Annotated in this window: 9 protein-coding genes; 5 read left to right on the forward strand and 4 right to left on the reverse strand. The window is 74.2% G+C overall.

Annotation, left to right across the window (positions count from 1 at the left end):
• Nucleotides 1–16: 16 nt before the first annotated feature.
• From ACJ6WD_RS05320 to ACJ6WD_RS05330, 3 genes are all read left to right on the forward strand, one after another.
• Complete coding sequence (locus tag ACJ6WD_RS05320) at nucleotides 17–1,972, forward strand: hypothetical protein (RefSeq protein WP_407615204.1); 1,956 nt, start codon at nucleotides 17–19, stop codon at nucleotides 1,970–1,972.
• The gene (locus ACJ6WD_RS05325) at nucleotides 1,962–3,221 is read left to right on the forward strand and encodes a hypothetical protein (protein ID WP_407615205.1); all 1,260 of its coding nucleotides are present in this window, start codon (nucleotides 1,962–1,964) and stop codon (nucleotides 3,219–3,221) included. The genes ACJ6WD_RS05320 and ACJ6WD_RS05325 overlap by 11 nt, the downstream gene beginning before the upstream one ends.
• Nucleotides 3,222–3,646: 425 nt before the next feature.
• Complete coding sequence (locus ACJ6WD_RS05330) at nucleotides 3,647–4,291, forward strand: hypothetical protein (RefSeq protein WP_331249747.1); 645 nt, start codon at nucleotides 3,647–3,649, stop codon at nucleotides 4,289–4,291.
• Nucleotides 4,292–4,474: 183 nt separating this feature from the next.
• Here ACJ6WD_RS05330 and ACJ6WD_RS05335 read toward each other — a convergent pair whose 3' ends face one another.
• Complete coding sequence (locus ACJ6WD_RS05335; protein ID WP_376447585.1) at nucleotides 4,475–5,350, reverse strand: alpha/beta fold hydrolase; 876 nt, start codon at nucleotides 5,348–5,350, stop codon at nucleotides 4,475–4,477.
• A gap of 604 nt (nucleotides 5,351–5,954) precedes the next feature.
• Nucleotides 5,955–6,647: a metal-dependent transcriptional regulator gene (locus tag ACJ6WD_RS05340; protein ID WP_016578558.1), complete on the reverse strand. Its 693-nt coding sequence runs from the start codon at nucleotides 6,645–6,647 to the stop codon at nucleotides 5,955–5,957.
• Between the two features lie 256 nt (nucleotides 6,648–6,903).
• Here ACJ6WD_RS05340 and ACJ6WD_RS05345 point away from each other — a divergent pair, with 256 nt between their 5' ends.
• The gene (locus ACJ6WD_RS05345) at nucleotides 6,904–7,671 is read left to right on the forward strand and encodes an SIS domain-containing protein (protein ID WP_407615206.1); all 768 of its coding nucleotides are present in this window, start codon (nucleotides 6,904–6,906) and stop codon (nucleotides 7,669–7,671) included.
• A gap of 62 nt (nucleotides 7,672–7,733) precedes the next feature.
• Here ACJ6WD_RS05345 and ACJ6WD_RS05350 read toward each other — a convergent pair whose 3' ends face one another.
• Complete coding sequence (locus tag ACJ6WD_RS05350) at nucleotides 7,734–9,260, reverse strand: PAS domain-containing protein (RefSeq protein ID WP_374206875.1); 1,527 nt, start codon at nucleotides 9,258–9,260, stop codon at nucleotides 7,734–7,736.
• Between the two features lie 423 nt (nucleotides 9,261–9,683).
• Nucleotides 9,684–10,352: a pyridoxamine 5'-phosphate oxidase gene (gene pdxH, locus ACJ6WD_RS05355; RefSeq protein WP_331249749.1), complete on the reverse strand. Its 669-nt coding sequence runs from the start codon at nucleotides 10,350–10,352 to the stop codon at nucleotides 9,684–9,686.
• Between the two features lie 440 nt (nucleotides 10,353–10,792).
• On the opposite strand from pdxH, the gene ACJ6WD_RS05360 reads away from it, so the two are divergent.
• Entirely contained in the window at nucleotides 10,793–11,893 is a 1,101-nt protein-coding gene (locus ACJ6WD_RS05360) for a citrate synthase 2 (protein ID WP_016570684.1), read from the forward strand.
• Nucleotides 11,894–11,985 lie beyond the last annotated feature (92 nt).

The following is an 11,985-nucleotide window of genomic DNA, read 5'->3' on the forward strand; positions in this document are numbered from 1 at the left end:
GGGGGTGGTGGCAGTGGTGCGGCGCGCCGGAATCGTGCTGGTGCTGGGGTGGTTGGCGGTGCTGTTCACCGCCGGTGCGGTGCAGGCCGCGCCCGCGGGAGCGGACGCCCCGAGCCAGCCCGCCTATCTCGCCGAGCAGCTCCGGCACGCCCCGGTCTACGTCAGCGATCAGATGCCGCGCGTGGTGCCGCGGTCGACGGCCCCCGCCTTCGCCGCGCAGGCGAAGCGGCTGCGCGTCCCGACGTACGTCGTCGTCCTGCCGTTCACCTCCTCCGGTTCGGGCTCCGGCCTGCTCGCCGCGATCCACGACCACCTGGGGCGCAAGGGGCTCTACGTCGCGGTCTCCGAGACGGGCCTGTCCGAGGTGCAGAGCTACGGCGTGAGCGTCCCGGGCGCCGCGGACGCGAAGACCGCGACGCTGTACGAACTGCCCTACGACGCCACGCCCCGCGAGGTGTTCCGGCACTTCGTCGACCTGCTCACCTCCGGGCGGGCCCACCAGCGCGCCGAGGCCGCCCGCGCCGCGTACGGCGGTGCGGACAACAGCCACGAACCGCCCGCGCTGCACACCACGCAGACCGACCGGGAGAACCAGAGCTTCCTCACCGGCACCCTCGTGGCCGGGGTGCCGCTGAGCGCACTGCTGATCACGCACCACGCGCGGGGCCGGCGCCGGCCCCGACCCGGGTCCGTCCCGCGCCGCGGTTGGCCGCTGCCGGTCGGTGCGGTGGTGCTGGCCGGCCTGCTGGCCCTGGCCGCCTCGCAGGTCTTCTCCGACACCAGCACAGGGGACGGCTCGGTGCCGACCGCCGCCGACCTGCGGGCCCGGATCGACCGGGTCAGCGCCGGACTGCGGCACGACCCGCTCTACGTCGATCCCGAGAGCCCGTCGCCTCTGGACGCCGCCGAGCGCGCCGAGTTGCGCGAGCGGTTGGCGGCCCTGCCCGTCCCGGTCCTGGTCGTCGCCCTGCCCAGCTCGATGGACGACGAGTCCGGCGGCGACCAGGAACGGCTGGCCGCGGCCCTGCACGACCGGCTGCACCGCGACGCCCTGTTCGTGACGGCCGAGCTGCCCAGCGGCTATGTCTCGGTCGCCAACCACGGCACCCACGTGGACACCAGCGCGCTCTACGACGCGTCCCGCGATCCCGCGGCCGGTGAGCGCGACCTCAGCACCCTCGGCCCGCGCCTGGACAAACTCCTCGCCTCCGTCGCCAAGGCCCCGAAGACCGAGACGGCGGGCGCGCCGCTCCCGCCGTCCCCCGTGGAGGACCCGGTCGCCCAGCGGAAGCTGCCCGGTCTGTTCACCGGGGACTTCCACCCCGGGCTGTTCATCGGCGCGCTCGCGGCGCTGCTGCTCTTCGGGCTGGTGGTGGCCGTGGGAGCGATCCTGCGGGCGGTGGGCCGGCGGGGCGCCCGGGCCGCGGCCGCCGCGGCGGCACCGGTCGAGCCCCGACCGGCGTGGCTGCGGCGCACCGCTCGGGAGGAACTGGCCGCCCTGACGGTCGCGTTGGAGCCGGCCACGGAGCTGTCGGAGGCGGCGCGTCGCCGGGCGTGGGAGTGCCTGGACGCCGCCGCGCTCCTGATCGACGGCGACAGCGACGGCCTGATCGACGACGACGCCACCCCCGCCAGCCTCGCCTGTGCGATCGTGCTGGCCCGGGTCGGCCGGACCGCGGCCAGTGATCCGTCCGCCGCGACCCACGTCTGCCACCGCAATCCGCTGCACGGCGCGGCCGCCGGCCCGGCGGGCAAACGGCCGGCCGGTGGCCGCGGAGCGGTGCCGCGGCCGGTGTGCGCGGCATGCCGGGAGACGCCCGGCGAGATGCTGCGGCTCCCGGAGCCGGACGCGTCCGGGCGCCGGGGCCACAGCCCCTACCCGGGGCACCCCGGTCCGTTGGCGACGCTCGCCAAGGGGACCGGCATAGATCAACTCACCCGCGAGGTACGGGAGTCCTTCGGTGTCAACTGACCTTCGTCGCCGCCGTTCGCTGCGGTCCGTCCTCGCCGTGGGCGCGGCCTCCGTCGCACTGCTCGGTGCCGCTGCGGGGTCCGCCACCGCCGCGCCGAGCCCCGGGCAGAAGATCGCCGACGCACTGCGCACCTCGCCGGTGTACGTCGATCCCTCCCTCGCGTCCGCGGTCGGACCGGACGACCAGCGCGCCCTGGTGCAGCAGATCCGGCGGTCCCAACTGCCGATCCGGGTGGTGCTGGTGCCGCTGGTGGAGGGGGACGACTGGGGCGGGAAGCCCGAGCAGCTCAGCGACGTGGTGCACGACCGGATGGGCGGCGGCCCGGCCATTCTCATCACCCCCGGGGACTACCCCGACAACATCGAGGCCCACGCCTGGCCCACCCACTCCCACCAGGCGGAGAACGCCACCGCCTCGGTCTTCTTCGACGATTCGATGAAGGGCGCCGGGCTCACCAAGCGCATATCCCGGGCGATCGACATCATCAAGGCGGGCGACGGCGACGAGGTCTACCAAAGCCTCACCGCCCACCTCGACGCCTCGGGCGGCAGCAAGCCGAGGGAGTCCGCGGGGCGGGCGTCCTCCCCGGTCGTGCGGAGCGTGGCGCTGGTCGCCGGCCCGGTGCTGGTGCTCGGCGCGGCATGGCTGCTGCTGCGGCGCCGCTCGCGGCTGCGGGACTTCGGGACGCCGTTCGCGATGCCCCGGTCCGTGTTCGCCGCCGCGCACCGGGCCGACGAGGACGGGTTGCGCGAGCGGGCCGGTGCGGAGGTGGTCCGGCTCGGCGAGGAGGCGCGTGCCGCCACCGGCGACCCGGCGGCCATCGAGCGCGCCCTGGACGCCTACGCCGCGGCCGGCACGGTGCTGGACCGCGCACGCGGCGTCCCGGACCTGGCCGGCGTGTTCGCGCTGGTGGCCGAGGGGCGGGCGGCACTGTCCCCCGCTCCGGCCCCGCTGCCGCTGTGCTTCTTCCACCCGCTGCACGGCCCCGCCGCCCGCCGCGTCCCCTGGCGTCCGGTGGGCCGCCGGGAGCAGTTGCGGATCGCCGCCTGCGACACCTGCATCCGTGCGGTCCGCGCCCGCCGCGCACCGGAGGTCCTCACGGACCGTCTGGACGGCCGTCCCGTCCCGTACTTCGAGGTCCCGGCCGAGCAGAGCCTCTGGGCCGCCACCGGCTACGGCTCGCTGCTGGCCGGCGACTCGCTCGCCGAGCGGGTGCAACGGGGCGAGTTCACCCGCACGTTGGCCTGAAAGGGGCGTCGCCACCGACCCGCCGTGCCCGCAGTCCGGCACCGTCCGGCACCGTCGGCGCTGCGACGCGGACCGTCGGGGTGGCCGCCTTCCGCCGCATCGGCGCAGGTCGGCCCGTCCGCCCGTCGCGCATGCCCGGACAGATTTTGTCCGGGCATTACCCGGCGAGGCCGGCGGGGCGGCAATGTCGCTGAATTCAGCCAGAATTGGGCGGCGGTGGCGCCGGAATCCGCCGGCCGCTTTGCAGGAATTGCGGTACCTCGACCGGGGTCGCTCCCACCAGGCCCGAACGGAAGGCATCGGACGCGTGCATTCCGCGTTTCGACAGGGGTGAAAGCGCGCTCCTATGCTCCCCTGCACGGCCGTTCGCGCGCACTGGGCAACGGTGTTGTGCGACGGGGGAGAGCAAGGACCGGGAGAACGTTTTGCTGCACACGAGGACCCCATGGCTGCGTGCCGCCGCACCGGTCGCCGTACTGGCGCTGTCGCTGACCGCCTGCGGCCCGAAGCAGGACGCCGCGGTCTCCACCACCGGTTCCGCAACGGACGGCGAGCAGACCTCCGCGGAGGCCGCGGCGAAGACCGGGACGGAGCCGACCGGACCGGAGGGCGGCGACGGTGCGTTGGCGTCCGGCCAGAGCGGCACCGGACCGTACCGGGAAGAATCCGGGAAAATAACCTACGAGGTCGCCGCGCAGAAGGTCCGCGTCGGCACCGAGGCCGATGCGAAGAAAATGGTCCAGGACCCCAAGAACGCCAGTGGCCTGGTCGCGGCGACCGCATACGTGAAGTACACGAACAAGGGCCCCGGCGTCGTCACGGGCCTGGCGAAGGTGGCCAACGGCGCCGCGTTCTACGCGGACGGCCAACCCGGCGGTCTCCTCATCGGCACGCCGGGGGACCTCCCCGGCTGCGAGGACCCGGTCGACATCGACGACTGGCGGGTCGGCGAGAGCCATGTCATCTGCCAGACGTACATGATCCCGAAGGGCGCCAAGTCCCTGGAGGTGCGGTGGACCGCCGACGGCGCCGCCGCCCCGCTCGTCTGGAAGTTCACCCCCACCGACTGAGGCGCACCACAACAGCCGCACCCGCCCGACCACGCGCCGCGCCGAGGCGCTCCCTCGCCAAAGCTAACTGACGGATCGTCACTTACATACACCCTCCGGCACATTGTCGGAAATCCGGTGAAATCCGGACTCCGCGCGGCGCTCCGCTGGAGGCGCCGCGCGGTCCGGGGCGGTGCGGCGGTGTCAGGCGTGGGCCGCCAGTGCGCCGAGGAACGGTCCGATGACCCGGCACCAGGCGTCGGGCTGCTCCCAGGGCAGCAGGTGCCCGGCGTCGGGGATCTCGGCGTAGGTGCCGCGGGGCAGCACCCGGACCATCTCCTGGGCCTCGGCGCGGCCGAGTTCGGCGTCGAGGCCGCGGACGACGAGGGCGGGGCAGGCGACCTGGGCGAGCTCCTCCCAGTGGGCGTCGTGCACCCAGGTCTCGCGGGCGCTCAGCATCTGACGGCGGGAGAAGACCGGGCGCCAGCCGTCGGCGCGCTCGGCCATCACCTCGGCGAAGAACTCCCCGCGGGCCGGCCGGGGGCGCTCCAGGGTCGGATCGTCCTCCCCGAACCACTTGCGGACGTCCGCCAGGGTGGCGAACGGCACCGGCCAGGAGCGGAACCACTCCGTCCATTCACGCTGCGAGGCCGCCCCGAGCGCCGACGCCCGCATGTCGCAGATCACCAGCGCACTGACCAGGTCCGGGCGCCGGGCCGCCACCTGCCAGGCCGTCAGCGCACCCATGGCGTGCCCGACGAGGGCGGCCGGGGCCAGCTCCAACTGCTCGATGGCGGCGATGGCGTCCTCGACGTACGCGGCGCGGTCGAGCGGCCCCTCGGCGGGCTTCTCGCTGCGGCCGTGGCCGCGCTGGTCGAGGGCGATCGGACGGTGCACCCCGCTCAGCCGGCGGGCGGTGTCCGCCCAGTGGGAGGCGCGCCCCATCAGCCCGTGGAGCAACAGCACCCCGGGCCGCCGCCCGCCGTCGCCCACCCCGCCGCCGCGCTTGGGCGGGTCGGTGAATTCCCAGGCCGCGAGCCGCACGCCGCCGGATCCCGTCACATCGATACGCCGCACCATGTGCCCTGGCACCCCCAATCGTCCCCTGACCGGCCCCGCACACCCCACATTATCGAACCTGCATTCGAATGGATCGCTGCCGCGCCCAACACCCCACTTTCGAGTGACCTTGTGGCGGGATTGGCCACGCCCACCACGGGGAGACATCTGCCGGGAGGCGGGCTCCACCGGGAAGGGGGCCCGTGGGGAACGACCCTGAGAGCTCGGGGCTCCGGGTCGTGGTGGGGGGACATGGGGAGGCAGGGCCCCGGCAGCTCGCAGCGCCGGGGCCCTGACCGTCCTCGATCCGAGTCAGTGGACGCATCCGAGCCCCCCAGGCCGTCAGCGCATCACGCGGGAGTGACGACGCATGGCCATGCGTCAGCGCCAGAGTGACACGAGACCGGTCGATCCGCACGGATTCGCACAAGACCGTTCATCACACCGAAAGTTGACGAGCCCGTCGGCTTGCGCATCGGCGCAGCTCAACGGGCTCGTGAGGGGTTTCTACGGGGAGGGCGGGCGGGCGGCGGTCAGCGCCGTGCCGACGGTGCGTCGTCCACCGCGCCGCGGCACCGGTCCCGGCGCCCGCCGGCACCGGTCGCCCGGCGCCGCGGCGCGCGGCTCAGCGCTTGGCGACGAAGACGTGACTGGCGATCTCGGCGTCCAACTCGGCGGCCTCACCGCTGCTGCCGACCAGTACGCCGGCCGGGGACTCGGTCACACTGACCACCGCGCCCGGCTGCACCCCGGCCCGCCGCAGCGTGTACATCAGCTGGGCGTCGGCCTGGATGGGCTCGCCGATCCGGCGCACCACCGCCGTCTTGCCGTCGGAGCCGGCGTCCAGGTCCATCAGGCTCACCATGCCGGCGTCCAGGAACGGGTCGGCCTCGGCCTTCTCCCCCAGCTCCTCCAGGCCCGGGATGGGGTTGCCGTACGGGGACTCGGTGGGATGGCGCAGCAACTCCACGACGCGGCGCTCGACCGCCTCGCTCATCACGTGCTCCCAGCGGCACGCCTCGGCGTGCACCTGCTCCCACTCCAGGCCGATGACGTCGACGAGCAGGCACTCGGCGAGGCGGTGCTTGCGCATCACCCGCGTCGCCAGTCGGCGGCCCTCCTCCGTCATCTCCAGGTGCCGGTCGCCGGCCACCGTCAGCAGGCCGTCTCGCTCCATGCGCGCCACGGTCTGGCTGACCGTCGGGCCGCTCTGTTCGAGCCGCTCCGCGATGCGGGCGCGCATGGGGACCACACCCTCCTCTTCCAGTTCGAGGATGGTGCGGAGATACATCTCCGTGGTGTCGATCAGTCCGGACATGCGTGCCCCTCGATGTGTCGTGCGGTGGCCCTGGATTCAATTCTGACGCATCCCACCGACAACGGTGCGTCGTCGTCCGCGCTGCGGACGCCCGCGGCCGGTTCAACGGGTGCGTTGCCCGGCGTATTGACAGCGCACTGGTCCAGACCGCAACGTGATCCGGGCCACTGATCCACCCGGCGGCCGCCGGGCGCCGACGCACCGTCGCCGGCCCGCCGCCGATCCCACCCAGACGCGATGAGAGGGGCCCGCGGCAATGGCTGAGAGCAACCGGAGCGAGGGGCTGGCCGGGCGGTACTTCGACGCCGCGATCGACCTGCTGCGGCAGGTCCGCGATGCGGAGGGGGACCGGATCACCGCGGCCGGGCAGCTGATCGCGGACACCGTCGAGGCCGGCGGCCGGGTCTTCTCCTTCGGGGCCGGGCACTCCTCGTTGCCGGCGCAGGACACCGTGTACCGGGCCGGCGGCCTGGCCATCATGAACCTGCTGGCCGTCCCCGGGGTCGTCGGGGTGGACGTCCGGCCGGCGACGCTCGGCAGCGCGCTGGAGCGGGTCGACGGGCTGGCCGGGGCGGTGCTGGACACCAGCCCCCTGGAGCGCGGTGACGTACTGGTGATCATCTCGCTCTCCGGGCGCAACGCCCTGCCGGTGGAGATGGCCATCAACGCGCGGGCGCTCGGCATCAAGGTCATCGGCCTGACCTCGGTGGCCTACGCGGACGCGACCAAGTCCCGGCACAGCTCCGGGACGTACCTCAAGGACCACTGCGACATCGTGCTGGACAGCCGGATCCCGGTCGGCGACGCGGAGCTGACGCTGCCCGGCATCGAGGCCCCGTTCGCGCCCGCCTCGACGGTCGTCACCAGCGCCGTCATGCAGGCCGTCGTGGCGACGGCAGCCGGTGCGCTCGCCGAGCGCGGGGCGCAGCCGCCGCTGCTGCGCTCGGGCAACGTGGACGGCGGGCACGAGTGGAACGGCCGGGTGATGCGGGAGTACGCGGACCGGATCTTCTACCGGCACTGAGCGGGCGCACCCGACGGCGCGGCGGGGCCGGGCCCCCGCCCGACGGACCGCCCCGCGCCGGTTCACGCCCCGGCCGCGCCCGCGAGGTCGAGGGCGGCGGCGATCCGGGCGGCGACCTCCTCGGCGTAGTCGGCGTCCGCCCGGTCGAAGGGGCGGCGGGCCGGCGTCCGCAGGAAGGTGAGGACCCCGAGGGTGCGGCCCCGGCTGCGCAGCACCACGCACAGCCCGTGCACCGTGCCGTCCGGCCAGTTCCGGGCGGCCGCCCAGCCCCCGGCGGGGGCCTGGCCGGCGCTGGCCCGCACCGAACCGCGCCGCGCGTACGCCTGGAGCGCCGGGTGGCCCGGTGCGTAGGCCACCGGGATGCCGGTCGCCGGCACCGCCTCCGAGGGGCCGGGCACGCCCGCCGGGGAGGCCAGCGCCCGCACCAGGCGGGGCGCCCGGGCCGGAGCGCCGGCCCCGTCGCCGGGGGGCGTCGGATCCGCGTCCCACTCGGCGTCCGCGTCCACCGCACCGTAGGGGGCCGGGGCCGGGGTGCCGGCGAGGTCCACCAGGGCGTGGTCGGCGAAGCCCGCCAGGGCGAAGTCGAGGTGGACGGCGGCGGCCTCGGCCGGGTCCGGGCACTCGGCGGCGGCCCGGCCGGCCCGGTGCAGCTGGTGCGCCCTGAAGCGCAGCAGGGAGCCGTCCTGTTCGGCCCGCTTGGCGTCGGTGACGTCCTGGAACAGCCAGGCGACACCGAGCGGAACGGGTTCCTCCGCGAGCGGCGAGGACAGCCGGACGAAGCCGCTGCGCCAGCACCGGCGCGGGAGTTCGGCCTCCCCGTCCCGCGGCGTCACCCAGAGCTCACCGACGGTCGGCGGCGGGCCCTCGGCCAGGACGTGCTGGAGAGCGCCCTCCAACTCCTCGACGCCCTGCCCCAGGAGGTCGCCCAGCGGGCGGCCCAGCAGCGCGGTGCGGCTCGTACCGAAGGTCCGGGCGGCGTGCGCGTTGACCACCGCGGGCCGCAGGTCGGCGTCGATCAGCACCACGCCCCAGGTGGCGTCCTCGAAGAGCGCCTCGCTGAGCGCCACCGCCCGTTCCAGGTCGAGCTGGGTGTGCGACTCGCCGAAGGCGCAGTAGGCCCCGGCGACCCGCCCGTCGGGGGTGCGGACCGCGGAGGACTGGGTGCGGACCAGGACGCGGTGGCCGTCCTTGGCCAGCAGCGCGAAGTCGTGCACCTGGCGGCCCGGGGCCCGCATCGCGGCCACCACGGCGGACTGCACGCCCTCGGCGTCCTCGGTGCGGACCGCCCAACCCGTCAGGCCGCGGCGGCCGACCGCCTCCTCGGCGGTCCAGCCCAGGATGCGTTCGGCCTCGTGGTTCCAGTGTGTGACCGTCCCGTCCGCGGCGAAGGCCATCAGGGCGGCGTCCATGCCGTCCAGGAGGGCGGCGAGCAGTCCGGAGTCGTCGGTGTCCGGAGGCCGGTCGGGATCGCCCGCGGGCGTCGGCGGGGCCCCGGAGGCCGCCGCTCCGGGCCCGTTGGCCGGGCCGGCGGAGGCAGGCTGCTGCGACGACGAGGCCGACGAGGCAGAAGAAGCTGACGAGGCAGTCACTGGCACCCCTTACGAACGCGGCCGCACGTGCTCCACGTGGGGTCATTCAACTGGAACGTGACGTGGAACACACCCGATTCGCCGAAATCCCCACGGGTGAGTCCGGGCTCCGGGAAAAACCGGTTGTGCGGCGCCGGGCCGCTTCCTAACGTGTGGGGTACACGAGAAGGGAGGTGGTTCGGCAGATGATTTCGCACCGGACGCGTGAGGTGGCTGCGGGCTAGCAGCCCGTCGCTTCACCGAAGTGCAGCGCCGGATCCGCGCATACTGCAGATGCGCAGCCGGCCCAATCCCAAGCAGTCACCCGACCCGCGGGCTGCCGGTTCGTCCGACCGGCCCTTCGCGCCACCGGCGCGAAGGAGAAGGCCCGCGGGTCGTCTGCGTGCGCGGGCCCCGCACCGCCGCCCCGTGCGCCCCGCGGCGTCAGGGCGCCAGCCGCTCCACCCGCCACCGGCCGGCCTCGGCCGCACCCTCGCGGACGTACCGCAGCCGGTCGTGCAGGCGGTTGAGCCGGCCCTGCCAGAACTCGACCGCCTCCGCCGTGATGCGGTAACCGCCCCAGTGCGGAGGCGCCGGCACCTGCTCGCCCTCCGGATAACGGGCCGCCAACTCCGCGTACGAACGCTCCAGTTCCTCGCGGGAGCCGATCGGCGCGGACTGGTCGCTGGCCCAGGCACCCAGCTGGGAGCCGTGCGGACGGGTGCGGAAGTAGGCGGCGGTCTCGTCCCGGCCGATGCGCTCGGCGGCGCCGGTCACGATGACCTGACGGGCCAACGGGTGCCAGGGGAAGAGCAGCGAGACGTGCGGGTTCTCCGCCAGGTCGCGGCCCTTGCGGCTGGAGTAGTTGGTGAAGAACACGAACCCGCGCTCGTCGAATGCCTTCAGCAGCACGGTCCTTGAACTGGGCCGGCCGGCGGCGTCCGCCGTCGAGACGACCATCGCGTTCGGCTCGTGCAGACCGGCCACCGCCGCGTCCTTGAACCAGCGTCCGAACTGGTCGTAGGGGCTCGCGGCGAGGTCGGACTCGGCGATTCCCTCGGCACGGTAATGCGCGCGCATGGACGAGGGGTCGGGGGTCTCGGCGGAAGGCATGTCGGCGGGATGCACGGCCTCATCTTGCAGCATCGCCCCCGCACCGGGCAGCCCGGTGGGCCGGAAGTCTGCCCCCCGTCGCCGGGACGTAACCCTCCCGTCGGCAAATCGCCCAGTGTGCCGGACGTCACGCTTCCCCGCTGCTGATGAACCCGCCAAAATCATGGCCCGGCCCACTGTGGGCCTCGGACACCGGAAGCTATCGTGTCCGTCTTCAGGCCGCCGCGGAGCACCATGCGTGGCGGCCCGCGCCCGCGGGCCGACCACTTGCGGGCGGAACCGCCGCGTGGCCCCTGCCACGGCGGGGCATCACCGGGGTGACCGGTACGGACCGCGAGCTGCCCGGCGCAGCCGCGTAACCGCACCGGCACCGCAACTGACTCGACCGCACGGCGACCGGTCACCGGCCGGCTGCCGTCCCCATCTTGAGGAGCCGCCTGATGTCCGACTTCGTTCCCGGGCTTGAGGGAGTCGTCGCGTTCGAGACGGAGATCGCCGAACCCGACAAGGAAGGCGGCGCGCTCCGCTACCGCGGGGTGGACATCGAGGACCTCGTCGGACACGTCTCCTTCGAGAACGTCTGGGGGCTGCTGGTCGACGGCGCGTTCAAGCCGGGCCTGCCGCCCGCCGAGCCGTTCCCGATCCCGGTGCACTCGGGTGACATCCGAGTCGACGTACAGTCCGCGCTCGCCATGCTGGCCCCCGTATGGGGCCTGAAACCGCTGCTCGACATCGACGAGCGGACCGCCCGCGACAACCTCGCCCGGGCCGCCGTGATGGCACTGTCCTACGTCGCCCAGTCGGCGCGCGGACAGGGCCTGCCGATGGTGCCGCAGAAGGAGATCGACAAGGCCGAGACGGTCGTCGAACGCTTCATGAAGCGCTGGCGCGGGGAGCCCGACCCCAAGCACGTCAAGGCCGTCGACGCCTACTGGACCTCGGCCGCCGAACACGGCATGAACGCCTCCACCTTCACCGCCCGCGTCATCGCCTCCACCGGCGCCGACGTCGCCGCGGCGCTCTCCGGCGCGGTCGGCGCCATGTCCGGCCCGCTGCACGGCGGCGCGCCCTCCCGCGTCCTCGGCATGATCGAGGAGATCGAGCGCACCGGGGACGCCGGCGCCTACGTCCGACAGGCCCTGGACCGCGGCGAGCGGCTGATGGGCTTCGGCCACCGCGTGTACCGCGCCGAGGACCCGCGGGCACGCGTCCTGCGACGCACCGCCAAGGAACTCGCCGCGCCCCGCTTCGAGGTCGCCGAGGCCCTGGAGAAGGCCGCCCTGGAAGAACTCCACAACCGCCGCCCCGACCGCGTCCTGGCCACCAACGTCGAGTTCTGGGCCGCCATCGTGCTGGACTTCGCGGAGGTCCCGGCGCACATGTTCACGTCCATGTTCACCTGCGCCCGCACCGCCGGCTGGAGCGCCCACATCCTCGAACAGAAGCGAACCGGACGCCTGGTCCGCCCCTCCGCCCGCTACGTGGGGCCTGCGGCCCGCAGCCCCGAGTCCATCGACGGCTTCTCGCCGACGGGGGGTTGAATCCCCCACGTTGTCGGCTGTCCCGCCGTGGGGGTTGCTGTTTTGCGCCTGCGGCGCGGGCGTTGTCCGCTGCGCGGGGCTGTTGGGTGCGG

The sequence above is a fragment of the Streptomyces sp. VTCC 41912 genome (assembly GCF_045799175.1).
GTDB lineage: Bacteria > Actinomycetota > Actinomycetes > Streptomycetales > Streptomycetaceae > Streptomyces > Streptomyces albulus_C.